21 protein-coding genes are annotated in these 24,589 nt (G+C 40.4%); 5 read left to right on the top strand and 16 right to left on the bottom strand.

Annotated features, from left to right (window positions below; genetic code table 11):
* Positions 1-25: 25 nt before the first annotated feature.
* A complete protein-coding gene (locus tag MKZ11_RS16410; protein WP_340797031.1) occupies positions 26-400 on the top strand; it encodes a CPBP family intramembrane glutamic endopeptidase in 375 nt (124 codons plus the stop codon).
* 289 nt (positions 401-689) lie between these two features.
* On the opposite strand, the gene MKZ11_RS16405 is transcribed toward MKZ11_RS16410, so the two are convergent.
* The 10 genes from MKZ11_RS16405 to parE form a co-directional block, all read right to left on the bottom strand.
* Positions 690-2,102, bottom strand: coding sequence for an MDR family MFS transporter (locus tag MKZ11_RS16405; protein WP_340795450.1), 1,413 nt, complete (start codon positions 2,100-2,102; stop codon positions 690-692).
* 342 nt (positions 2,103-2,444) lie between these two features.
* Positions 2,445-5,615 carry an ATP-binding cassette domain-containing protein gene (locus MKZ11_RS16400; RefSeq protein ID WP_340797030.1) on the bottom strand — a complete coding sequence of 1,057 codons (3,171 nt, stop codon included), beginning with the start codon at positions 5,613-5,615 and terminating at the stop codon, positions 2,445-2,447.
* A gap of 269 nt (positions 5,616-5,884) precedes the next feature.
* The gene (locus tag MKZ11_RS16395; RefSeq protein ID WP_340795449.1) at positions 5,885-6,301 is read right to left on the bottom strand and encodes an SRPBCC family protein; all 417 of its coding nucleotides are present in this window, start codon (positions 6,299-6,301) and stop codon (positions 5,885-5,887) included.
* On the bottom strand, positions 6,298-6,624 hold the full coding sequence (locus tag MKZ11_RS16390; RefSeq protein ID WP_340795448.1) for an ArsR/SmtB family transcription factor: 327 nt from the start codon (positions 6,622-6,624) through the stop codon (positions 6,298-6,300). The genes MKZ11_RS16395 and MKZ11_RS16390 overlap by 4 nt, the downstream gene beginning before the upstream one ends.
* A 330-nt stretch (positions 6,625-6,954) precedes the next feature.
* Positions 6,955-7,674, bottom strand: coding sequence for a hypothetical protein (locus MKZ11_RS16385; protein WP_340795447.1), 720 nt, complete (start codon positions 7,672-7,674; stop codon positions 6,955-6,957).
* Positions 7,671-8,546, bottom strand: a complete 876-nt coding sequence (locus MKZ11_RS16380; RefSeq protein ID WP_340795446.1) for an ABC transporter ATP-binding protein — start codon at positions 8,544-8,546, stop codon at positions 7,671-7,673. The genes MKZ11_RS16385 and MKZ11_RS16380 overlap by 4 nt, the downstream gene beginning before the upstream one ends.
* Positions 8,543-8,911 carry a GntR family transcriptional regulator gene (locus tag MKZ11_RS16375; protein WP_340795445.1) on the bottom strand — a complete coding sequence of 123 codons (369 nt, stop codon included), beginning with the start codon at positions 8,909-8,911 and terminating at the stop codon, positions 8,543-8,545. The genes MKZ11_RS16380 and MKZ11_RS16375 overlap by 4 nt, the downstream gene beginning before the upstream one ends.
* Before the next feature lie 469 nt (positions 8,912-9,380).
* Positions 9,381-10,601 (bottom strand): MFS transporter, encoded by a 1,221-nt coding sequence (locus tag MKZ11_RS16370; protein ID WP_340795444.1) that lies wholly within the window; start codon positions 10,599-10,601, stop codon positions 9,381-9,383.
* 200 nt (positions 10,602-10,801) lie between these two features.
* A complete protein-coding gene (gene parC, locus MKZ11_RS16365) occupies positions 10,802-13,231 on the bottom strand; it encodes a DNA topoisomerase IV subunit A (protein WP_340795443.1) in 2,430 nt (809 codons plus the stop codon).
* Positions 13,228-15,204 (bottom strand): DNA topoisomerase IV subunit B, encoded by a 1,977-nt coding sequence (parE, locus tag MKZ11_RS16360; RefSeq protein ID WP_340795442.1) that lies wholly within the window; start codon positions 15,202-15,204, stop codon positions 13,228-13,230. The genes parC and parE overlap by 4 nt, the downstream gene beginning before the upstream one ends.
* Before the next feature lie 301 nt (positions 15,205-15,505).
* On the opposite strand from parE, the gene plsY reads away from it, so the two are divergent.
* A complete protein-coding gene (gene plsY, locus MKZ11_RS16355) occupies positions 15,506-16,108 on the top strand; it encodes a glycerol-3-phosphate 1-O-acyltransferase PlsY (protein ID WP_340795441.1) in 603 nt (200 codons plus the stop codon).
* 37 nt (positions 16,109-16,145) lie between these two features.
* Positions 16,146-16,439, top strand: a complete 294-nt coding sequence (locus MKZ11_RS16350; RefSeq protein ID WP_340795440.1) for a HesB/YadR/YfhF family protein — start codon at positions 16,146-16,148, stop codon at positions 16,437-16,439.
* Between the two features lie 76 nt (positions 16,440-16,515).
* Here the strand turns inward: MKZ11_RS16350 and MKZ11_RS16345 are convergent, their stop codons facing one another.
* The 5 genes from MKZ11_RS16345 to MKZ11_RS16325 form a co-directional block, all read right to left on the bottom strand.
* A complete protein-coding gene (locus MKZ11_RS16345; RefSeq protein ID WP_340795439.1) occupies positions 16,516-16,815 on the bottom strand; it encodes a hypothetical protein in 300 nt (99 codons plus the stop codon).
* Positions 16,815-17,240 carry an acyl-CoA thioesterase gene (locus tag MKZ11_RS16340; RefSeq protein WP_340795438.1) on the bottom strand — a complete coding sequence of 142 codons (426 nt, stop codon included), beginning with the start codon at positions 17,238-17,240 and terminating at the stop codon, positions 16,815-16,817. Before MKZ11_RS16340 ends, MKZ11_RS16345 begins: the two co-directional genes overlap by 1 nt.
* Positions 17,241-17,361: 121 nt before the next feature.
* The gene (gene acnA, locus MKZ11_RS16335; protein ID WP_340795437.1) at positions 17,362-20,076 is read right to left on the bottom strand and encodes an aconitate hydratase AcnA; all 2,715 of its coding nucleotides are present in this window, start codon (positions 20,074-20,076) and stop codon (positions 17,362-17,364) included.
* 165 nt (positions 20,077-20,241) lie between these two features.
* The gene (locus MKZ11_RS16330) at positions 20,242-21,564 is read right to left on the bottom strand and encodes a D-arabinono-1,4-lactone oxidase (protein WP_340795436.1); all 1,323 of its coding nucleotides are present in this window, start codon (positions 21,562-21,564) and stop codon (positions 20,242-20,244) included.
* Positions 21,552-22,724: an alanine racemase gene (locus tag MKZ11_RS16325; RefSeq protein WP_340795435.1), complete on the bottom strand. Its 1,173-nt coding sequence runs from the start codon at positions 22,722-22,724 to the stop codon at positions 21,552-21,554. The genes MKZ11_RS16330 and MKZ11_RS16325 overlap by 13 nt, the downstream gene beginning before the upstream one ends.
* A gap of 163 nt (positions 22,725-22,887) precedes the next feature.
* On the opposite strand from MKZ11_RS16325, the gene MKZ11_RS16320 reads away from it, so the two are divergent.
* Entirely contained in the window at positions 22,888-23,433 is a 546-nt protein-coding gene (locus tag MKZ11_RS16320) for a cysteine hydrolase family protein (protein WP_340797029.1), read from the top strand.
* A 113-nt stretch (positions 23,434-23,546) separates the two neighbouring features.
* Positions 23,547-23,801, top strand: a complete 255-nt coding sequence (locus tag MKZ11_RS16315) for a GlsB/YeaQ/YmgE family stress response membrane protein (protein ID WP_340795434.1) — start codon at positions 23,547-23,549, stop codon at positions 23,799-23,801.
* A 91-nt stretch (positions 23,802-23,892) separates the two neighbouring features.
* On the opposite strand, the gene MKZ11_RS16310 is transcribed toward MKZ11_RS16315, so the two are convergent.
* Positions 23,893-24,564 carry a lytic transglycosylase domain-containing protein gene (locus MKZ11_RS16310; RefSeq protein WP_340795433.1) on the bottom strand — a complete coding sequence of 224 codons (672 nt, stop codon included), beginning with the start codon at positions 24,562-24,564 and terminating at the stop codon, positions 23,893-23,895.
* Positions 24,565-24,589: the final 25 nt, after the last annotated feature.

Below are 24,589 nucleotides of genomic sequence, written 5' to 3'. Positions count from 1 at the left end.
TACATATTTAGACTATCATTTATAAATTTCAATATACGGAAAAAAGGGGCTTGTCTTTGGCGGCTTAATTTGGGGTGTATGGCATACTCCAATGATTTATTTTTACGACTTAAATTTCGGTAAGAACCATCATTTAGGTTTGATTTTCATGATAGTTTTTTGTGTTTTAGCTGGCATTATACTTCAGTACATTTATGAAAAAAGCAATTCAATATACTCAGTTGCCTTAATGCACGGTATGCTAAATGTATCAGGGACTTTTATTTTCTTTTTTTCAGTAACAGAAGAACATAGATACTTTACTGATGGTGGAACGGGAATAGTTGGTTTATTTATTTTACTAATAATCGCTTATTTATGCTATCGTAAATTCCCAGTTAAGCAAAAAACAGCTGTTTGACTTTTATCAAGCAAAAATATAAGTTAAACCACTTGCTAGACAGAGGCTTTAAGTCTAACGTACGTAAATTAAGCAGAATGAAACAACAGATGATTGACTTGAAATCGATTTTTAAAAGGCTTGAACACGGTACCATACCGAGTTCAGGTCTTAGTGGCTTTCTAACTTTATTTAGTATCAAGTTTTGCAAGATAACAAGAATCCTTGAATTAGTTTGATACCCCAAATTTCCCATATAAAAACCGTCCTAAAAGTCATTTTCAGCACTTTTTAGGACGGTGTATTTTGTTTATTTTTCTTGTCGTACATTGCGTAATAATAGCGATAAGGCAAAACCGACGACAGCGATGATTAATCCGAATGTAATTGAATTTTGTACGCCTTGAATCGAGCCTTCTAGCTGTGCTGCTACTGTATTGCCATTCATATTCACATAATTAGCCGTACTAATCGACATAATAGTGACTGCGACTGCAGTACCTACCGCACCAGCTACTTGTTGCAGTGTATTCATGATAGCTGTTCCGTCCGGATACATTTGTGTAGGTAGCTGGTTTAAACCATTAGTTTGTGCTGGCATCATCGTTAATGATATCCCGATAAACATAATAATATGGAACGCAATTATAAAGTATACAGATGTCGTGCCATCAATCGTCCGCAGTGCGAACAGCGCAACCAAGCTCATAAATAGCCCTGCAGGCACCATCACACGAGGTCCGAAGCGATCAAACATATTACCCGCCACAACAGACATAAAGGCATTAATAACCCCACCTGGCAATAACACTAATCCCGCAATTACAGGCGTTAACAATAAGATGTTTTGCAAATAAATCGGTAGCAGTACCATCGTCGATAAGATCATCATCATACAAATCATGACAAGTGTGACACCTAAGCTGTACATGCGGAATGTAAATACACGTAAATTCAGCATTGGCTGTTCCATCTTTAGTTGCCGGAAGCCGAATAATACTAAAGCAAGTAAGCCGACACAAACTGCCACAAGTACTTCTGCCGTCATAAATGTACCGAGCTTCCCTGAGATACTAAAGCCATACACAATGCCCCCAAAACCTAATGTCGACAGAACAATCGACATTATATCGAATTTCATCGGTTTTACTTCGCTGACATTTTGGATGAATTTTAAACCAATCAAAAATGCTAGCACTAAAAAGGGCAAACTTAACCAGAAGATAAAGTGCCAGGATAACTGATCAATGACTAAACCTGCAATGGTTGGTCCAATCGCTGGCGCAAAAACGATGACAAGACCAATTTTCCCCATTGCCGCCCCACGTTTATTAATCGGATAGACGAGTAAAATCACCTGCATCATTAGCGGTAAAATAATTGCTGTACCAGCTGCTTGTATAATACGTCCCATCAACAAAATTGTAAACGTCGGTGAAATCGCTGCAATTACAGTCCCTGTCATAGAGAATAATAGCGAAGCTGTAAACAATTGCCTTGTCGTAAAGCGTTGCATCAAAATCGCAGATATTGGCACTAACACACCTAGTGTCAATAAGTAGCCCGTCGTTAGCCATTGTATAGTCGGGGCATCTGAATTGAAGTCAACTATTAATTGTGCAATAGCCATATTTAAAGCCGTTTCATTAAATAGTCCGATAAACGCTGCAATTAAAAACGCGCTGATTATCTTAATTCGCTGTTCATATAAATCATTTTTCATTTTGTTCCTCCCTAAAAACTACTTTCTCACCTTACCACAAAATACTAAATGAAAATAGTAGGATTGATTCAACATTCGCTCTCGCTGCTCCATCTCGCCGCTATTAAAACTAGTAAAAGTATAGAACTCTGTTGAGATACTGACCGTACCTAATTTGCTTATTCATAGTATTGCTTATGCTGTATTCTAAATACTTGAATACAAAGTAAATACTAACCAATTAAACGATCCTCTTCAGATTAGCATAAAAACTCATTTGCAATTTATTATTGCAAATGAGTTTCCTTCGCTGGCTGCCAATTAGCACTTCACTTAAATATCAGTAGTTTTAATAAATCTAATTTAATTATTTTGCTCAAGGCATTGATAAACCGCCATCATATCTCGTTTATTTAACTCACGAATACGATTGAAGATTGGAATATCAGCAACTGCCTCAGTATATAGGTTTTTATCAACTACATCACTTACTTTACCAGTGAGCCATGTTTCAACAGCTATGCCTTCGACAACTTCCTGAAGTCCTTCATCAGTGATACCACTTTCATTACAACTCACACACGGGATCGTTAATTTATATACGCCATCATGGAGATTATCTTCTGTAATGACTTTCTTTCCTTTACAGAATGGACATGAATGACTTTTTTTGATCTTATTAATTTGGGTAACAATTTTTTTATATCCAAACGCTTCATAGACATAGGTAAGCTTTTTGTATTTTCCATTGGTGAAATACTTATCAATGATCGTTTCTCTTGTCTCAGTGATCTTATCAAAATCACAGATCGTAACCTGGTTGTTCGTGCTGATGGATTCGATATTGCTACTAATTCTATCCCAGAATGGTAAGGCATTTTGTAATACCACTTCATAACCAGCAAAGCTTGCCATTTCCAATTCAAATACTTTCAGTTCGACTTGTGTTTCCCTAGGCAATAAAGAGACATCTTCCGTCAAAGTCATATCTCCGCCGACAATAGATTTCAATTTTACCAGTTCCGGTAACGCTCCTACTGTTTTCAATGCTTGATCAAGTGGTTGGTTTATAATCTCACGAATATCCGTATCGCCAAACTTGAGCTGTTTATGATGGTTTAACACAGAGCCTTCGCAAATTGGACATGTAATCATCTCTTTAGATGCTTTCATATGCTCTTTAATAATAGATTTCGAAATAAACATATACATCCCAATTATGCTATTAAAGCCTTGCCATGTTCTCTGCGCCTTGGCTGCTTTATCATAAAATGATTTTTCCAAATACCCGTATAAAAAGGTATGCTTTTCTTCTTCTGTCATGTCATTATAACTTTTACTCATATCGTGGCCGAGTTCATTCTTAATTTCAGCGAAAATGAATTCCAATCTTGAATATTGATAATGTTTTAATACCTCCATCACATCTGGATGCAATAGGCCTTCCCAGAATGGAGCGTTTTTATCTTGAATCACAACATCTATATCAAACTTTTCAATCTGACGACGGCCCGAGCAGCTTGGACAATGATTATCCTGATTATAGAAATCAAAGCTTTTCGTATTTTTATTGGTCGGATGAGCTGCCACGATATGGTTGATCAAGCCGCCCATTTCATAAAGAAAACTATATTGACTATACAAGTGCCGTTCCAGATCAATGGCGATGACGGGTGCAATTGTTTCGGATTCGTATTCACCATAAATTAACCGGGCCATTGATGATAAGCTTTTTAAGATGCCGCCCTTATAGACATTTTCTGCATTTTTAAAATAGGCAATCTGATTTTCTTTTAAATAGTTAATCCCATTTTGTTGATGGATAGTTGAAGGAATTTGCACCGGAGCAACTCTATTTGTACTATTTTGTTGACTATAATAATCATCATGACTGACAACGTCAAGATGTTGAACAGGTGCAAGCTGTCTTTTACCAAAATCAACGATAAAATCAGAACTTCCCATCATATAATCATTATGTTCAATCATGATTATTGAGACAGATTCATCCTGCAGAATAACCCTAATACTATCAATGAATTGATTTAAAATATTTTGTGATAACCCTTTTGAAGGCTCGTCAAAAATAAAAAGTGTATGTGGGTTTCTTGAGTTGGCAAACAGCTCAGAAACTAAATGGACACATTGAAATTCACCATTCGATAAGGACTGTGTTTTTCTTTCCAACGTCAAATAACCAAGTCCAAGTTTAATTAATAGGCTCAAGCGTTTATAAGCGATGTCATCATTCGGCAGTTCATCAATAATATCTTCAATCGAGCGCTGAAAAATATCCTCAATTTCTTCGCTATACTTTGTGAGTTTCCTTTTAATATCAAGAAAAGTTGCAACTGTTGACCGACTGGTAATCGATTGGTTTCGATTTTGTCCCACCATTACCAGTTTATCTTTTGGATATCGCTTCAGAAAATCCTTGGCAATACACTCATTGACAAGTGTAGATTTACCACATCCAGACTCACCCGTAAAGGTTACAAGTCTATTTTGAGGAATCTGAATTTCTGCCATTTGAATATTACGACAGTAAAGATTATGAAACTGATAGTATTCTGTTGGCATTGCCTTGTTTCGTTCCGAAGTGATTGGTTTTGGACGTGGGGATTCTTCAACAATCTTCCCACCGTATTTACCACTACCAGGCCCAAAGAACAATTGCTCATCCGTTGTGTCGAGCACCGTGTCAGAATGATCAATGAGCCAGATTTGATTCTTATACCCCAATTGTTTAATCTCTGTTAAAATTTTCAATAATGTTTGGTGATCGAGACCTACGGAGATTTCATCAATTATAATAACCGTATTTTCACTGGTGGCCATGAACTCTGCCAAGTAAAGTCGTGTTAATTCTCCACCTGACAATGTGCCCATAATGCGATTTAAAGTTAAGTAACCAATATTCATATTGAGTATATTTTTAAGAATATGTTGTTTCGCTTCACTTATATGTAATTCGTCTCCAAGGGAAAGTATCGATTCAATGCTTAAGTTGTTGATATCGGAAATACTGTGCGGTTGACCCGATAAATCTATTCTTCTTTGCTCAACTTCTGGATTGTAGCGCCTGCCCTCACACTTTTTACATTCGACATTTTTGGTAGTACCGCGCCCTTTACAACCCGGACACCAGCCTAGCTCATTATTGAATGAAAAAACTTCTGGAGATAGTTCAAACTTTTCAGCAAGAGTAACACGAATGTCTTTAAATACACCTGTATGGGTGCCAATTGTAGAACGTGGATTGGAAGAAATCGCTGACTTTCCGAGAAAAAGTACTAGAGGCATTTCTTCCATTTTGATGGCACTGAAATTCGTTTCCATAATATTGGGGAACAAATACTGATATTCAGCCTTTGGCAATAAGGAAACAAGACGCTTTTTGGATTCTTCACCAATTGTTTGACAAAAAGTTGTTTTACCAGATCCAGACAATCCAGCAATGCCTAAAGATTTATCTTCTGGTAGTACTGCATCTAATTTGTTAATATTGTTCGCAATTAATTGATTTATTTTCATAGTGAACTCCTCTCCAGTCTCTAAATTTAGTATTGCCACGTTTGTTAAATTATAATTAGGATAAAAATTGTTAGTTAACTTAATCCTTTCTTCCATTAAAAATGACGCTTTCCATGTTCCGGAAAAGCGCCCTATTGTTGAAGAATGTTTTATTTGTATAAAACGATTACTTGTAATCATTATCAAATTCTATTTGATTGATATATTCAAGTACCTACTCAAAAGGTTGATGCAGAAAAACAGGCATCATTGAGGATTAAGAAAGCAGTTTACAGTTCTGCTAACACGTTTTCGAGCTTATCACCCATTTGCGTCCAAGCATATTTAGCTCCCTCAATAGCACCCTCACGAGCTTTAGTTGCTTCACTAAATCCAGTTTGATCGAAATGTAGGTGGACAGTTCCATCTGAACCTTTTTTCAAAGTCCATGTAATAGTAGTGCTTTCTCCAGCACTTACCCAAGTGTAAGATAATTTATGAGGCTCGTCCACTTCTAGCACCTCGCTATCTACAATGCCATCCCACCATTCGTTAGGCTCTGCACGGAACTGAAATTTATGTCCAACGACTGGTTTAAAATCATTATCCCATATCCATTTCGCAAGTGTATCCGAATCTGTTAAAGCGTTCCACACCTGCTCGATTGAACTTGTAAATTGATAATCTAATGATACATCTGATTTCATTTTTTTTCCTCCAATAAAAGATTTAATTTAGCAATTCTTTCTTTCCAGAAGCCTTCATAAAAAGATACCCAGTCTTGAATTTCTTTCAATGGGGTGGGATTTAGCCGATATCTTGTTTCCCTACCGACCTTTCGAGCGAATACGAGATCAGCATCTTTAAGGATAGCCAAATGCTTAGAAACTGCTGTACGACCCATTTGAAAATGAACCGTTATCTCATATAGGGGTAATTCTTCAACCTCTGCCAACATTCGAAGTATCTTTCGCCTTGTCGGATCGGCAACAGCGTCATAAACATCCCTCACTTGACTTTTATCGTCCAAAATCCCCCCCACCTTTTCATTATCATTTCCTGCAATGTCACGGGATAAACTTCAGAACAACTTAATAAGACACCAAAAGGTGACATGTCAAGTTTGCTTATTATTCTCAGGTTCTCCACTCATGGAAAGTGATTTTCACACGAAAAATCCGAAAAAAACGTCCTAAAAGTCATTATCAACACTTTTAGGACGTTATATTTAGCTTATCTTACTTGTCTTATATTGCGTATTAATAGCGATAACGCAAAACCAACGACTGCGATGATTAACCCGAATATAATTGAATTTTGCACACCACTAATTATTTGATCGCTCTTATGATTCTTTTTTCTAATCCTTTTTCGACTTTGCTGTTAATGGCGCATTTCGCATGATTGGATATGTGATGAACAATGCAATCAGACTAATAGTATTCACAAAAGAAAATATCACCATGTCATGAAAGTGCTGAGTCACTAACCATTCCCATATTGAAAAATCGATCAAACCACTGTAATTTAATAGCGTACCGATGATCACTAACACCATTAACCAGATCACACTTTTCTTGAAACCAAGTCTATAATATATCGTAAAAAACAGAAAAGCGAAGGAGAAGGCAAAAATACCTAACATAAAATCTATTAAATAATAGGATAGGAAGGTATACTCTCGATTTAAAAAGGTTGCTGGATGCAATATATGAGCTGCTACGTTCCATCGCTCATAAAGTGTTAAGAGAATCCATTGAAAGACGTTTAAAATAAAGGTGATAAGCAGTACACTTGCTAAACCTACCACATAAAAGGTTTTCAACAAATTGATCCTTGTACTTCCCATTCCTATTGCGACAGGGAATATAGTTTTGAATCCATTAATTGCAAACAGAAGAATAAAAAAATATGTTGGTCCTGAGATGGCGGCGATAACATCTTCACCCAAGTTAAAGAAATATCCAATGAATAACCATAACAAAAATAAAGGGATTGTTATATATAGTAATAGCAGCTTCCCGAAGGCAAATAGTGTCTCTTCATAAACCATCCTAAATGTCCCACTTTTCAAGTTCATCTGTTCACCTCATTTCGTTCTTCCGTTCTATTTAATAAATAATCATGTAGGGAAGCTGGTTCAATTGATAAGCTATGGGACTGAGCAAAATGCTTCCATTCGTTCGTATAAGGTTCATCGAGCATGACTTTCATTTTCGTACCCATTTCTTGTTGCTCCAACACAGTGTGCGACTGGATGATGTTTAAAAAAGAAGTCTTCTCTCCACTTAACCAAATGCCTTTTTCCCGCATCGTTTCCATTGTTTCATGGAGAAATACTCTACCATCATGAATCACTACCAACGCTTCACATAAAGTTTGAATTTCTTCGATATGATGGGAGGATAAAAGAATGAGCCTCGGGTTTTCTTCATAACTTTCCAATAATACTTTGTGAAGTTTCTTTCGCATACCTATATCTAAACCATTGGTCGGTTCGTCAAGTATTGTTATATCAGCATTACTGGCAATACCGATAATAAATTGCAGTGCTGATTTCATACCTTTAGAGAGCCTGGTCACATTTTTGTTTTCATCCAAATTAAAAACTGTTAAAAGCTCTTTAGCAAAATTCATATCAAAATTCGGATTGTAATAATCACCAAAGCGTAACGCATCTTTCACCTTCCAAATCTTACTGAATGGATGATCTTCTTGCATATAACATAAATGATTATTTGTTTGATTATGGTTATAAGGATTAAACCCCTGTATCTTTATCTCACCCTGATCAGGTTTTAAATGACCAGCTAACAACTTCATAAAGGTTGTTTTCCCAGTTCCATTTCGCCCCCAAAGTCCAACGATGATTTTCTCACTCTCTATCAAGTTAAAGTCATGCAATATTTTGGTTGAATCATAACTAAAGTGAACCTGATTTACATCTATCATGATTGAGCCTCCTTCTCAATTATTCGGATAATCTTTTGGACATCCATCCCTAAACGGGCACCTTCTTCTAATAAAGGGGTTATATAATTCTGACGAAATTGTTTCTGTCGTTCATCTATTATTTTTTGATAAGCTCCTTCACTCAAGTACATTCCGATACCTCTTTGTTTATAAATATAAGCATCATCAACTAAAGTTTGAAGCCCTTTTCTTACGGTTGCACGATTAATATTGTAAAAGCGAGACAATTCATTCTCAGAGGGCAATTGTTCTCCTTCTTTTAGACGACCTTCCACGATTTCATCTAATATGATTTGTGCAATTTGTAGAAAAAGTGGTTGATTTTCATCTAATGATGGCTTCAATGCTTCACCTCCGAATGTATATATTTCTACTTGTATGCTCGAGTATACAACTGTACAACGCTTTAGTTTTGTTGTAAAGTCTTTTCACAAAATTTCTATCAGTCTAGTTTTCATCTTTTGTCTTCCAAACTTATAGCCGGATCAATTCGCTCCCACAGTAGGGGCAAGTAATGACATCCTGTTCGTTCAGATAAGATAATCTCTTTCATCGGTTCAATTAGCTGTCAAATGTAATATCTTTACTGGTACATTTGTTGTCATTCAGGGATAAAAATTATGTCAACGTTGGTACATTTCCTTGGCAGTAATCATCCCCTAAGCGCCAAAGCGGTATTGAATGGAACCACTAACCCAGACTCTATAGATTAAATACTTGAATTCGTTGTTATTATTCTATATTGTGCCGGAACATCCTGTTAAACCTTTTGGTATTTGAATCTCACAATAAAACAGAAAAAACCGCAAAAAGTCAAATGCTTTCTGCGGCAGTTTTTTTTGGCTGTTCCAATATGATATTTCTTCTTTTCATCTGTACAAAGAATATTGCCGTCAAACTTAAGCTGATCAGTCCGAAAATAATGATCATCGACTGCAAGCCGATAATATCAAGAAATGCTCCCGCTGTCAGTAACACAACCTGAAACATGACCCGTTCCAACATATTGCGGAACGAGAAAAATCGACCATGATACTCCTTCGGCATTTGTTTCTGAAAAATGACCATAGCTGTTGGAAAAAAACAGCCTAATGAAAAACCAAGAACTGCAAAAGCGCCTAATGTAATAGCTGTACTTTCTGCAAAGTAAAGCATAAATTCTGCGACTGCCACCATCGTTGCGAAGGTAAACAATATCGTCGTCGTTCGCCATTTCCTAGAAATATACTTCACTACAAACGTTCCAATCATGAACGCTACCCCTTCGAATGTATAAATAAGACCTTTAATCGATGCAGAATCTTGAATTTCACTAATATTAATGACGATTAAGTTGAATGATCCCAGGAATAGTAGTGGAATTAGCGTCATAATGAGTGTCATGCCGACAGCGGGATAGGCTTTCAACACAGGAAACACTTCCATGAACCCACCCTTGTTACCTACAGATTTTACTTTGGCCTCTCTTCCCTCTCCCTCATCGATGCGCAGCATCATGGTGAATAATAGAAGGCCTCCGTAAGCGATCATCGAGATCCAGTAGAGCGACATCAGCGACCAATAGACAAGCATAATCCCCGCTAAAGCTGTACCAAGCACTCGTGAAATTGTGGCTACATTCATATGCCAACCGTTCATTGTCAGCAGATCATCATCTTTGACGACAAGTGGAATCGTGGCCTGTAGCGCTGGAAAGTAAAATGTAGCAGATAGTTGAATACTAATCATGAAGGCAACCATCCACCAAACAGATCCAGTTGAAATGGCGATTAACATGAAGATAACACTGAGCAAACGGCCTGCTCCGGATATAAGAAGTACGTTTTTTTTCCTTGATTGGTCAATTACCTTCCCGGCAAGTGGCCCTGCTAGAATCCCTGCTAGAAGGCCAACTGACATAATTAATGCTTTCATGAAATCGGATGGTATTTTTTCTTGCATAAACTCAAGATTTCCGATAATTCCTGTCCATAATCCTAAACCGGCAATCAATTCTCCAGTTAAGATGATCCAAATATTACGATTTTTCCACATACCCTATCCCCGTTCTCTTATTGTTATTCAAATAGACTTTTTAACCCGTATGAACGAGAAGGCTGACTAGAAACACTATGTTCTAGAGCAGCGAAATATCTCATCTGATTGAAGTTTCATTTTATTTCGTATCTCGAATTATTATACGTTAGGGAAAATAAAAAGTCATGGGTATTTACACCCATGACTTTTTATTTTATTTATTCGATTTCAGCTTTCGGATCTTTATATATGGTTGTTATGCTACCGTCCTTTTTCTCATCGACCAGACTACTGCCGTTTGAATAGCGATCAACAGGCCGTAATGAACCCGCTACTAGAGGAATTTTAGTTCCTTTTTCTGTTGCTAGAACAACAATTTCATCATTTTTCACCAGTAACGCTCCCACAACACGGTGTGGATTCGACTTCAGTTCTTTCAGAACGACAACACCACGTTGCGCCCTCGAAGCACTTTCAAGTTCTTTCAAGCCCATTCTTTTCACACTGCCACGTTGAGTCGCGATTAAGACGGAAGCCCCGTCATCTGAATTAATCTCCATTCTAACGAGCTGGTCATCCTCTTTAAGGTTAATGCCACGTACACCTGCAGTCCTTATGCCTGTTGCTGACAACTCGGTAAGAGGGAAACGGAGGGCGTATGCCTGCTGTGTAAAGAGAATGATGTCCTCATCTCCTTTGACAAGCCTTGCGTCAATCATAGAATCGCCCTTCTTAATTCCCATCGCTTTAAACGTTCGTGAATAACGCTGGACTTTAAAATCGGCAAGTTTCGATTGTTTGACTAACCCATTTTTCGATGCTGTTACGATTAGCGCTTCTTCATCGAAGTTTTCAAGCCCGATTGCCGCCACAATCGTTTCATTCTGCCCGAGTGGGATAATACTCGATATATGTTGGCCAAGATCACGCCATCTAATATCCGGTAGTTCATGAACAGGCTGATAGAGATAGTTCCCCGCAGATGTGAACAGCAAGAGATGATGCTGTGTGTTCATCGGTGCTTCTAGTAGCGTATAATCAGATTCTTTCATTTCATGGCCCGTGCCATTCGATGCAGTATGTGAACGGACGCTTGTACGTTTAACATACCCATCTTTCGTCACTGACACAATCACTTCTTCGCTTGGTACTAGAATGTCGAGGTCGACTTTAATTTCTTGGATTACTTCCTCGATAACTGAGCGTCTTGGTTCCGCAAATTGTTTACGAATGTCAAGAAGCTCTTTTTTAATGACAGCAGAAAGCTTTTTGTCGCTTTTTAAAATTGCAGCAAGTTTTTCAATCAATTTCCGGAGTTCAGCATCTTCTTGCTGCAGTTCCGTAATATCCGTATTCGTCAATCTGTAAAGTTGTAGCGATACAATTGCTTCTGCTTGTATTTCGGAGAATTCGAATTTTGAGATAAGATTATTCTTAGCGTCACGTTTATCTTTTGATGCTCGAATCGTTTTAATCACTTCATCTAAAATCGATAAAGCTTTCATCAGGCCTTCGACGATATGTAGCCTATCTTGTGCTTTTTGGATATCAAATTGGGATCTGCGTGTGACGATTTCTTTTTGATGGCCAATATAGGCGTCAAGCAACATGGGCAATGACATTAATGTCGGTCTGCGTCCAGAGATTGCAATCATGTTGAAGTTATACGTAACTTGCAAGTCTGTATTTTTCAAAAGATATTGTAAGATAGCATTGCCATCGACGTCTTTCTTCAGTTCTATGACAACACGGAGACCCGTACGGTCCGATTCGTCTCTGACATCTGCGATACCATCTAGTTTCCGATCATGACGAAGCTCATCCATTTTCCTTACCATATTCGCTTTGTTAACGTCATATGGGATTTCTGTCACCACGATTTGCGATTTACCGCCTTTTAACGGTTCAATGAATGACTTCGATCTGATGATAAAGCGCCCTTTTCCAGTCTCATAAGCGGTTTTAATTCCATTTGTCCCTTGGATAGTACCGCCCGTTGGAAAATCAGGTCCTTTTATAACTGTCATTAACTCATCGACTGTGACATCAGGGTTGTCAATCCGCATAAGGACTGCATCAAGCACTTCGTGAAGCGCATGTGGTGGGATATCTGTCGCATATCCAGCAGAAATACCGGTTGAACCGTTGACGAGCAAGTTGGGGTATCTTGACGGTAAAACAGTTGGCTCAGGCTCAGTATCATCGAAGTTTGGAATGAAATCGACTGTATTTTTACCTAAATCACGCAGCATTTGCCCTGCTATTGCAGAAAGGCGCGCTTCTGTATACCGCATGGCAGCAGCCGAATCACCATCGACTGAACCGTTATTTCCTTGCATTTCAATCAACATATGCCGAAGTTTCCAATCTTGGCTCATCCGCACCATTGCTTCGTAAACGGATGTATCCCCGTGGGGATGGTAATTCCCGATAACATTACCAACCGTTTTTGCGGATTTACGGAATGCTTTTTCATGTGTATTGCCTTCATGGAACATTGCATACAAAATACGCCGCTGAACGGGTTTTAAGCCATCGCGTGCGTCAGGCAATGCCCGGTCCTGGATGATGTATTTACTATACCGTCCAAACCGGTCACCGATCACTTCTTCCAAGGGAAGGTCTTGGTAGCTTTCCGATACTGTCATTCAAAATCCCCCTCAACGTGCAAAAATTCATTATCCAAAATATTATGCTCTTCCTGGGTTCCAAAATCGACGTTATCTTCAATCCAACGCCGTCTTGGCTCTACCTTATCACCCATAAGAGTCGTAACTCGACGCTCAACTGTAGCGCTGTCTTCAATCGTTACACGGATCAATGTACGTGTTTCAGGATCCATAGTCGTTTCCCATAACTGATCGGCATTCATTTCCCCGAGTCCTTTGTATCGTTGCAACATATACCCTTTGCCGACTTTTTCGATCGCTTCATCAAGATCCGTGCCTTCAGTCCAGGCGTATGCAAATTTTTCGCTCTTCCCTGTCCCTTTAAACACTTTGTAAAGAGGCGGCAATGCGATATATACTTTCCCAGCTTCAATAAGCGGTTTCATGTATCGATAGAAAAACGTCAGCAGTAGCACCTGAATATGTGCTCCATCCGTATCCGCATCTGTCATGATAACGATTTTATCGTAAGCGATGTCTGCGACTTGAAAGTCTGATCCGACGCCGCCCCCGATTGCATGGATAATCATATTGATTTCTTCATTTTTCATGATATCCTCGAGTTTTGCTTTTTCAGTGTTGAGCACTTTTCCTCGCAGTGGAAGAATTGCCTGGAATACACGGTCTCGCCCTTGTTTTGCGGATCCGCCGGCAGAATCACCTTCGACGAGATAAAGTTCATTTTTTGCAGCATTTCTAGATTGAGCAGGTGTTAATTTACCTGAAAGAAGTGTATCAGATCTTTTTCTCTTTTTTCCAGTACGTGCATCTTCCCGTGCTTTGCGCGCCGCCTCACGTGCTTGGTGCGCCCTGATTGCTTTTCGAACGAGCGCCGCACTTAAATCCGCATTTTCTTCAAGAAAATAAAGCAGTTTCTGAGACACGATTGAATCCGTGACTCCCCGTGCTTCACTTGTCCCGAGTTTGCCTTTCGTCTGTCCTTCAAATTGCAGAATTTCTTCTGGTATACGAACCGAAACGATTGCTGCAATTCCTTCACGGATATCTGCGCCTTCGAGGTTTTTATCTTTTTCTTTTAATAAACCAGTTTTTCGCGCATATTCGTTAAATACGCGGGTCATGCCCGTTTTTGCACCAGTTTCATGTGTTCCGCCATCTTTTGTGCGGACATTATTAACGAATGATAAAATTGTTTCTGAATAACCATCACTGAACTGGAATGCAAATTCGACTTCTATGCCCTCTGATTCGCCTTCCAAATATGCGACCTCATGCAAGACGTCCTTCTCTTCATTCAAATAAGAAATGAAGGCTTCAATACCCGTTTCGTATTGAAAGATATCATGCTTGTCCGTTCCTTCTTCCTTTAGCTCGATTTTCAAGCCTTTTAACAGGAATGCAGACTCCCGCAAACGTTCACTTAAGGTTTCATAATGATATTTTAACGTGGAGAAAATTGTCGGATCCGGTTTGAAGTGAATAAGCGTTCCCTTTTCCCGTGTTGTTCCGATTTGTTCAAGCGTCGTGTCCGGCTTACCGCCATTTTCAAAACGCTGAAGGAACTTTTTACCATCGCGAAAAATCGTTACTTCAAGCTTTTCAGACAGCGCGTTTACGACAGATGCACCAACTCCATGAAGTCCGCCGCTTGTTTTGTATCCGCCTTGGCCGAATTTCCCGCCTGCGTGGAGGACGGTAAGAATAACTTCCGTCGTCGGCTTGCCGGATTGGTGTATTCCTGTTGGCATTCCGCGCCCGTAGTCTCGGACACTGACACTGCCGTCTGTATGAAGTGTAACGTCTACCTCATTACCAAATCCCGCTAGCGCTTCATCTACCGCATTATCAACAATTTCATAGACAAGGTGGTGAAGTCCGCGTGAATCAGTAGAACCGATATACATACCAGGCCGTTTTCGTACTGCATCTAAGCCTTCAAGTATATGAATCGAGTCATCATCATACGTATAATTATCTTGTTTTTTCGTCAAAGTACAACCTCCATCAAACGAATGTTCTCTTTTATATAATCGTACTGCTTCCTTTAAAGCTTGTCAAATCAACGTTTTCGGAAGCTTGCTCAATTAATTGTATAGAAGAAAGCGTTTTATTGCAATGAAGATAGAAAATTGTTGGTCCTTTAAATCAGCAGTTAGAGCTTAAAAAGTTCAAAATCAGAGCGTAACTGTTAACCTAAGTTCATACTGTTCTCTATGTGAAGCCCATTGTCGCAACTTCATGGTTCTGCTAAACTAAGTCTATACATAGACAAATAAAAAAAGGGGTACGTCCATGGAACTTATCATACTGTTATTGATTGCTTATGTAATCGGCTCAATTCCTTCCGCTCTCTGGGTTGGGAAACTTTTTTACAAAACGGATATCCGTGAACACGGCAGTGGAAACCTTGGCGGAACGAATACTTTCCGTGTACTCGGCAAAACAGCGGGGCTTACTGTTACAATACTCGACATTTTAAAAGGAACGGCGGCTGCACTGTTGCCACTCCTTCCTATTTTCGACAGTGTTTCAGTCCATCCCTTGATTCCAGGAGTTCTAGCGGTTGTGGGGCATATGTATCCCGTCTTCGCTCATTTCAAAGGGGGGAAGGCCGTTGCGACTTCCGGCGGTGTGTTGCTCGCCTATGAATGGCCTGTTTTCATTCTCGTGCTCATAACATTTTTCGTCGCTTTGAAAGTAACAAAAATGGTGTCCTTATCGTCAATGATCGTATCTGTGGTGGGCTTTTTATACAGCATCTACTACTATTTCCGAACAGGCGATATTTATTTGATGGTAATGATCGGCTTGTTTGGCGCTTTCATCTTCTACCGTCACCGAGCCAATATCGGTCGCATCAAAGCAGGAACCGAGCCAAAAGTAAAGTGGTTATAATACAATGGAGTCAGAGTTCGAAAGGCTGGTGTTTCCAATGAAGATTATTTTGTCGAACGAAGCGCTTTTATGGTTTAAAGAGGAGATGGAAGCTGAATCTGGTGACGCCATCCGCTTTTTTGCAAGATACGGTGGGTCAAGTTCACTTCACGCGGGCTTTTCATTAGGTGTGACAAAAGAACAGCCCGATGAAGTGGCTGTTGAAATAGTGCATGATAATGTCCGTTATTATATTGAAAGCCGGGACAAATGGTATTTCATTGATCATGATTTACATGTCAATGTAGATCCGAAACTGGGTGAACTTATCTATTCATACGAAAAAGCGTGAGGGCAAAATGCCTCACGCTTTTCTTAATTTATTTGCGAATAGAATAATTATGCATTTTTATATTGCATATTCATGTTCAAAGTCCGAACCGTTCCAATTGGTCGATTAGCCCTTCCTTTTCTAAAATGTCACGTTCATGCTTACCGAACAGATCGAAATGAGGATAATCGTCACGCATATCAATCCAGTCCCGCTTCAATCCATATTGTTTTCCCCAGTCGACAAGTTTGTCGATATCTACGCAACCTGCCTTTGTGACAGTTTTGCATCCTGGAAAGCGTTCGTCGAGCCAGTAATGAGTTAAAAATGCCATTTCCCCTCCGCTGACTGCTGCTTTCCATGCCTGCAGTTCAGCGCGTTTAATACCAAATGCCATTAGTCTTTACACCGTTGGATTTCTATATATTTAGCATCCCAATCTGGAGCAATTTTTTTTAGGGAAACTGGACGGAACGACCCTTTCTTTACGACAACATGTTCCGATTTAGCCGTTGCAGAAATTACGCCGTTTTCATGAACGATTTCATACCCATATACTGTTCTTACCTTTCCATGCGACTCCACCCAAGTCCGTACAGTTGCTTTCTGTCCGTATTTCATCGATGCCTTGTATTGGATTGATAAGTCTGTTACAGGCGCTAAATAGCCGTCTTCCTCAAGCTGTGCATATGCATAGCCCAAGTCCTCAATCAGCTTTGTTCTCCCGATTTCCATCCACACTAAATAGTTCGCGTGATAGACGACGCCCATCTGGTCCGTTTCGGCATACCTGATTTCAATTTCTTTTTCACTTATATACACTGTCTTCACCTCACTGTCCATTATACAAAAGCATCACTGAAAAAGCTGTCTTCAAGCTGAAACTGCATATAAATAGCAAAAAGATGCCCGATTACATCGGGCATCTCTTTGCTTGTTGAAATTAGTTCGTTTTCATTTTATCACGAAGAACCATTTGCAGGATTCCACCATGACGATAGTAGTCGACTTCAACTTCAGAATCGAAACGTGCTAACACGTCAAACTCTTTGACAGATCCGTCTTTACAAGTCGCAGTCACTTTCAAGATATCACGTGGTTTTACGCCTTCCGCGATATTTACGCTGATTTCCTCTTCACCCGTTAGGCCAAGTGTTTGTGCACTTTCGCCTTTCATGAATTGAAGTGGAAGAACGCCCATCATAACTAGGTTTGAACGGTGAATACGCTCATAGCTTTCAGCGATAACTGTACGGATACCAAGAAGTGAAGTACCTTTCGCAGCCCAGTCACGTGAAGAACCCATTCCGTAGTCTTTACCTGTAATGATTGCAAGACCTGTGCCTTCTTCTTGATACTTCATCGCAGCATCATAGATTGGCATGATCTCTTTTGTTGGCCAGTAAGTCGTGAATCCGCCTTCTGTACCTTTAGCAATCTGGTTACGAATACGGATGTTAGCGAATGTACCGCGCATCATTACTTCATGGTTACCGCGGCGTGAACCGTATGAGTTGAAGAAACGAGGGCTAACGCCATTGTCGATTAAGTATTTACCAGCCGGCGTATCTTTACCGATTGCACCTGCAGGTGAAATATGGTCCGTTGTGATTGAATCGCCAAATTTACCAATGACACGAAGCCCTGAAAGTGCTTGGATGTCAGCCGGTTCTTTTGCAAGACCTTCAAAGAACGGCGGGTTTTGAATATACGTTGAGTTTTCATCGAAATCATATAATGAATCGTCTGTTGTTTCGATTGCATTCCATGCTTCGTTCTCAGTGAATACGCGTGCATATTCTTTACGGAATAACTCAGGTGTAACTGTTGCTTTAACAACTGCCTGCACTTCTTCCGTAGTTGGCCAAATGTCTTTGAAGAAGACATCAAAGCCTTCTTTATCTTTACCAATTGGATCTTTTTCGAAATCGATATCAACTGTTCCAGCAAGTGCATAAGCAACAACAAGCGGCGGTGATGCCAAATAGTTTGCTTTCACAAGCGGGTGAATACGTCCTTCGAAGTTACGGTTACCGGAAAGAACGGAAGACATCAGCATATCGTTGCCCATAATCGCTTTTTCAATTTCAGGAAGAAGCGGTCCAGAGTTACCGATACATGTCGTACAGCCGTATCCTACTGTGTTGAATCCGATTTGATCCAAGAACACATTAAGACCTGAATCTTCCAGGTAGCCTGTAACTACTTTCGAACCTGGTGCAAGTGACGTTTTCACGTATGCTGGTGGTGTAAGCCCTTTTTCAACCGCTTTTTTCGCAACAAGTCCAGCACCTAACATAACGTATGGGTTAGATGTGTTTGTACATGAAGTGATTGCAGCGATTGCAAGATCACCAGTTTTGATTTCAACAGAACGTCCGTCTTCGAATTCGATTGTAGCTTTTTTCCCTAGCTCTTTCGGAGAGAATCCGAAACCTTGGTTCCCTTCAGGTGCAACAACTGCTTCGTTAAATGATTTTTGCATTTCTGTAAGAGGAATCATATCTTGTGGACGTTTCGGTCCAGCAAGGTTCGCTACGATATCAGATAGGTCAATTTCGACAACTTCCGTGTATGTTGGTTCTTCGTTTTCTACAGTGAAGAACATATCGTTCTCAACTAAGTATTGTTTAACTACTGCGATATCACTATCTTCGCGGCCTGTTAAGCGCATGTAATCAAGTGCTTCTTCATCTACTGGGAAGAATCCGCAAGTTGCGCCGTATTCAGGTGCCATGTTCGCAATTGTTGCTCGGTCTGCAAGTGGCAGCTGTGCTACGCCTGGTCCGAAGAACTCGACGAATTTACCAACAACACCATGTGCACGAAGTGTTTGTGTCACTTTAAGCGCAAGGTCAGTAGCTGTTGTTCCGTTTGGAAGAGCTCCTACAAGTTTTACTCCGATAACTTCTGGAATCGGGAAGTATGAAGGTTGTCCGAGCATGCCCGCTTCTGCTTCAATACCACCGACGCCCCATCCAAGAACACCGATACCGTTGATCATCGTCGTGTGAGAGTCAGTTCCAACAAGTGTATCCGGGTATGTTTCGAATGTGCCGTCTTCATTTTCGACTGCATGGACAACATTAGCCAAGTATTCAAGGTTAACTTGGTGAACGATACCTGTCGCAGGCGGTACTGCACGGTAGTTATCGTAAGCTTTTTGTGCCCAGCTTAGGAATTGATAACGTTCTGCATTGCGCTCGAATTCAAGTTCCATGTTTAGGTTAAGCGCTTCTGCTGTTCCGTAACGGTCAACTTGTACAGAGTGGTCAATAACAAGGTCAACTGGAATTTCTGGATTGATTTTGTTAGGGTCTCCACCCATTGCTGCCATTGCTGAACGAAGTGATGCAAGGTCAACGACAACAGGCACTCCTGTGAAGTCTTGAAGGATAACACGTGATGGTTTGAATGGTACTTCCCCATCCGCGTCCGCATCTTTCCCCCATTTCGCCAAATTTTCAACATGATTGTCTTTGATGACATAACCGTCGTGTTGGCGCAGGACGGATTCAAGTAACACTTTAATCGAGTAAGGCAGATTGGAAACTTTCGCGATGCCGGCTTCTTCAAGAGCAGCTAGACGATAATAGTTATACGTCTTGCCGTTCAAATCGAATGACGTACGGCTGTTGTGCAAATTGCTTTTTGCCATTGTAGAATTCCTCCTTCTATTTCTTATAAAAACTACTGAAAAGGCTATAAATGAGCATCTTTTCTCTACTCCATCATATAATACCTACCTACATAAGTAAAATACATTAACTTTATAGTCTATCATAAGCTAAAGTTATGACTCACCCTCTCTTGCAAAGGCTCTTCACGTACTGAAAATAGATTTCAGGTATTTTGTCATAAAAACACCATTTGGATCGTATTGTTCTCGAATCTCCATGAAACGTTGGACATTTGGATAGAGTTTTTGCAGTTTGTCATTCGTCAAATCATTGACTTTTCCGAAATGTGGCCGTCCGCTGTATTTTCCCATCAGGTTATGCACCCATTTGAAATAGGGTTCAGCGTCCATTCCTTTGTACATATGAAAAGCGATAAACGCAGTTTCCTCTCCTTGCGTCGGGCTTAGAAATGCATCTTCTCCCGCAGTGACCCTGCATTCAATTGGGAAATGGACGTAAAAAGGATGTGCACGCAAGAAGGCATGAATTTCTTGGATACAAGCTTTAAATGTATGTAAGGGAATTGCATATTCCGTCTCAGTGAATTTGACTAATCGCGGGGATGGGAACACTTCATAGTATATACCCTTTTTTGAACCGTTTGGAACACTTTTCGCGGATACAGCGGTCAACTTTCTCGACATACTTGGTTTAACACGACAAATTTCAGAAATCACTTTGAAACCAGCATTTTCAATAAGCCCATTTTTCATAAGATCGACTGTTTTCGATTGTAAAGTTTGTTTGTGAAGCGGGATGATATTCGTCTTTTTTACTTGGACTGTATCCGTCCCCGGGAAATAAAACCACTCCATGTGACGATTGTTGTGATGACCAGCTGACCATTCGGCTAGCGCTGCTTCGACCGTACTTTGATAGCTCTTCATCTGCAGGCTATAAAGAGGGACTGTCTTAATGGTCACGTCAAGCAGGATGCCGAGCATACCAAGTGAAAGACTTAGTGCTTTCGACAAATCGCTTTGATCACGGCGATGATGCTGTACTTCCCCTTTCCCGTCGATCCACGACCAGGCGACAACCTGACTGGATAAGGAACCGAGAGCGATTCCTGTGCCGTGCGTACCTGTACTCACCGCTCCGGCAATTGTCTGTTCCTGAATATCGCCCATATTTTCGAAAGCCATGCCAATGGAAGCAAGCATCGGGGCCGCCTCATGCAAATGGGTACCACCCCACAGTCTTGCTTCCATCGCTTCATAATCATAGGAAATAAGCCCGCGCAAATTAGCGAGTGACAGCGCGTCACTTTCTGGCTTAGCGACAGGACTGAAGGAATGAGCCGCTCCCGTTACACGGAGGGATACACCACGGATTCTGCAGCTATTAACAATATCTTGTATATCACTGACACTTTTCGGGAAGTGATAATAATCGGGTGCAGCTTTTACGTTTCCTGACCAGTTCGTCCACTTCATCCCTTTTTTCGGAGCATTCATAGAAAACATCCTTCCTCTCCTCTATACGTTTTATAAGCACCGACATACTCGGAGCCGCGCCTTGCATGCAGTTCAGAAAAGCGTTCGCAAAGTTCCCCGGCTTTGGCATGCCTAAAATAGACGGTATCCCCGATTTGAAGAGTTTTCCCTTTATCTCTCAAAGGCGTTTGGACTTCACCGGCTCCTTCGTTTTTTAGGTAAGTAAGATTGCTAGGCCATATTGGCACCGGGTTTTTATCAGTTCCCGTTGCCCCTGAAGCAATATAACCCCCACCATGACAGACGATAATTCCGGGCTCGGGCATTCTTGTGACCCGTAGAGCAAATGTCGCTGCCGGTTCGAGCGGCAAATTTCGATACCGCGAGAATAAGGCAGGAAAATAAAAGGCAGAGCCGATTGTCAGTTCCGTTACTTCCTCTTCCACCGATGTGAAATCAATGCTGCCAGAGCCGCCTCCGTTTACAAATCGAAGACTTGCTGATTTTTCCTGAACAAGATTTACGGCATTTTGACGAAAATTGCGGACTTCTTTACGGGACCGCCTCTTCAATTGTTGAATGACTGCAGACTGCCAACGCACTTCCGGAATGTCAGCCACTCCCGCAATTTGCGCTTCATAGCCCATTACACCAGTAATGATTGTATGTGTGAACGAACTGCCGGCCTCCAATAAAATTTCCACATCTTCAATCGATTTTAATGATGAACGTTTTGTTCCGAAATAAAGTACTTTAAAATTTGTTGAGACGTTTAGATCGATGCAGATTTCAAAAACAATGTCATTTCGCTTACCTATTGACTCAAGCCACTCCCACTGTTCAATCCGGTCAACCATAAAGACGACAGTCCGGCCTTCACGAATATAAGGAAAGAGGCACTTGAGCGCTTGTTCTTCAAATTGCGGATAACCGAGTAATAGGTCATTGAATCCTTTTTCAAGCAGGAAAAGTGTTTCCCTAAGATCGAATGTCATCCAGCCGGCGGGAACATCCAATCTTTTCGCAATGTATTGCAGAAGTTCTGCTGATCGTATAGATTTTGTGGCGACTCGGACTCCTTTTTTTCCCGAGGCCTTGTTGACGAATGCGATATTCCGGTCAAGTGCATCGAGGTCAATACAAGCGAATGGACATGTTAGGCTGGCATAGGCTGTTACGGCTTCATTCAAGAGATTATCTCCCTTCTTCTAGAAACTGCTAGTATTCTTTCTAGTATATTCTGATATTCATTTCCGCGCAAAAATATTTTTCTATTCTATTATTTAAGAGTAATGAAATAATCACTCAGTTATGGCATGATGGAATGGATGAAATGAAAAGGGGTGTTGCATGGTGAAGAAAGCGTTGTTGGTCATTGATTACACTATTGATTTCGTGGCTGAAGATGGTGCACTTACATGTGGGAAACCGGGAATTAAATTGGAGAAGTATATTACTAATTTAACGAATACTTTTTTAGATGAAAATCACTTTGTTGTAATGCCAGTTGATGTACATGATTTAGATGATTTGTACCATCCTGAAACTAAACAATTTCCGCCGCATAATATTCGTGGGACCGCTGGAAGGAATTTGTATGGTTCTCTCCAACGATTGTATGATGAACGCAAGGAAGAAATCCATTGGATGGACAAAACACGGTTTAGCGCATTTGCAGGAACGGATTTGGAACTACTTCTTCGAGCACGAGGGATTACAGAATTACACTTGGTCGGTGTCTGTACGGATATTTGTATCCTTCATACTTCAGTGGATGCATACAACCGGGGATTTGACATCGTCATCCATGAACAAGGCGTTGCAAGCTTCGATTCAGCGGGTCATGAGTGGGCACTCCGCCATTTTGAAACTACATTAGGCGCAACGATCATCCAGTGACTGTCTTAAAAACTTTGGTAATTTTTTCGTTCTCGATGTTTAATGTATTGTAATTAAGGTTATTACAAAGACTACAGACGAAATTATTTTTTACTCAAAAGGAGATGGACAGTATGAGTTTCATTTGGTTTTTAATTATTGGTGGGATTATCGGTTGGCTTGCAGGCATGATTTTAGGGAAAGATATCCCGGGTGGAATTATTGGTAATATTATCGCCGGGATCATCGGTGCATGGATTGGCGGAATGCTATTAGGGTCATGGGGTCCGAAGATTTCTGACTTCTACATTGTTCCAGCCATCCTTGGTTCACTAATCCTCGTATTCATTGTGAGTCTAATTATGAAATCAATGCGTAAAGCTTCGTAATTCCAGTAAATAACGAATAAAAAGATGGACCCCATTTAAATGGCGGTCCATCTTTTTATATGTGTCTAGCCTTCAAATGCTTGGTCTTTCCTTAGTCGGCTTTTTCCATTTCAATTCGTTTGACTTCAAACTCCTTGAAATAACGGAGTACGTCTTGGACATATTTTTCACTGTGGTTATAATTGAAGATTGCTTTTTCGTAATCTCCATCCGCTGCACCGCTTTTTGAAAGATAGTTAGCGGCGCTAAAAATTGCATCTTCTAGATTATATGGATCGGCGATACCATCACCATTTCCATCGACGCCGTATCCACCATATTTCTTAATAACGTCAGGGTTTAACTTATCTTCATCAGGAATATCTCCTTTTCCAAGATCACCGCACCCCGGATAACCCCAGCCAACGAACGTACAAGGCATGAACTGCATATGTCCTTCTGCACCCACCGGCGAAAGCAAGGGATCCATTGTTGAAAATCGCGTTTCAATCCGGTGATGCGCAGCAAGAAGCGTCCATGGAATACCATACGTCTCCGCTGCCTCTTTATAGACAGGGATGTACTCTTCCGGAATTGACATAGCAGTATGACGTTCCCCTATGTCGAGCAAAGTACTTGCGGATTTCCGAATGAGTTCGGGATTTTTCAAACCTGTCCAGATAATAGCTGTTAATGTGAAGACCGTAACAGCTATAGGTATCAGCAAGACGATGAACAGTGCTTTCACTTTCATAGATAACCCTTTACTTTTTCGTTTTTTCATCCTTCCACCCCGTTAAATCCAGTAT

Origin of the sequence: Sporosarcina sp. FSL K6-1508 (assembly GCF_038007465.1) — a bacterium.
GTDB classification, from domain to species: domain Bacteria; phylum Bacillota; class Bacilli; order Bacillales_A; family Planococcaceae; genus Sporosarcina; species Sporosarcina psychrophila_B.
The sequence above is the reverse complement of the archived record's forward strand: the minus strand, read 5'-3'. Positions and strand labels throughout refer to the sequence as shown.

Excerpts from the sequence above, each read along its gene's own strand:
- MKZ11_RS16330 (WP_340795436.1), bottom strand. The coding sequence starts at position 21,564 with ATGTTTTCTATGAATGCTCCGAAAAAAGGGATGAAGTGGACGAACTGG.
- MKZ11_RS16345 (WP_340795439.1), bottom strand. The coding sequence starts at position 16,815 with ATGGCATTTGGTATTAAACGCGCTGAACTGCAGGCATGGAAAGCAGCA.
- MKZ11_RS16385 (WP_340795447.1), bottom strand. The coding sequence starts at position 7,674 with ATGAACTTGAAAAGTGGGACATTTAGGATGGTTTATGAAGAGACACTA.
- parC (WP_340795443.1), bottom strand. The coding sequence starts at position 13,231 with ATGACAGTATCGGAAAGCTACCAAGACCTTCCCTTGGAAGAAGTGATC.
- MKZ11_RS16370 (WP_340795444.1), bottom strand. The coding sequence starts at position 10,601 with ATGTGGAAAAATCGTAATATTTGGATCATCTTAACTGGAGAATTGATT.
- MKZ11_RS16395 (WP_340795449.1), bottom strand. The coding sequence starts at position 6,301 with ATGAAATCAGATGTATCATTAGATTATCAATTTACAAGTTCAATCGAG.
- acnA (WP_340795437.1), bottom strand. The coding sequence starts at position 20,076 with ATGGCAAAAAGCAATTTGCACAACAGCCGTACGTCATTCGATTTGAAC.
- MKZ11_RS16400 (WP_340797030.1), bottom strand. The coding sequence starts at position 5,615 with ATGAAAATAAATCAATTAATTGCGAACAATATTAACAAATTAGATGCA.
- MKZ11_RS16310 (WP_340795433.1), bottom strand. The coding sequence starts at position 24,564 with ATGAAAAAACGAAAAAGTAAAGGGTTATCTATGAAAGTGAAAGCACTG.
- MKZ11_RS16405 (WP_340795450.1), bottom strand. The coding sequence starts at position 2,102 with ATGAAAAATGATTTATATGAACAGCGAATTAAGATAATCAGCGCGTTT.
- MKZ11_RS16380 (WP_340795446.1), bottom strand. The coding sequence starts at position 8,546 with ATGATAGATGTAAATCAGGTTCACTTTAGTTATGATTCAACCAAAATA.
- MKZ11_RS16350 (WP_340795440.1), top strand. The coding sequence starts at position 16,146 with ATGAAGATTATTTTGTCGAACGAAGCGCTTTTATGGTTTAAAGAGGAG.
- plsY (WP_340795441.1), top strand. The coding sequence starts at position 15,506 with ATGGAACTTATCATACTGTTATTGATTGCTTATGTAATCGGCTCAATT.
- MKZ11_RS16315 (WP_340795434.1), top strand. The coding sequence starts at position 23,547 with ATGAGTTTCATTTGGTTTTTAATTATTGGTGGGATTATCGGTTGGCTT.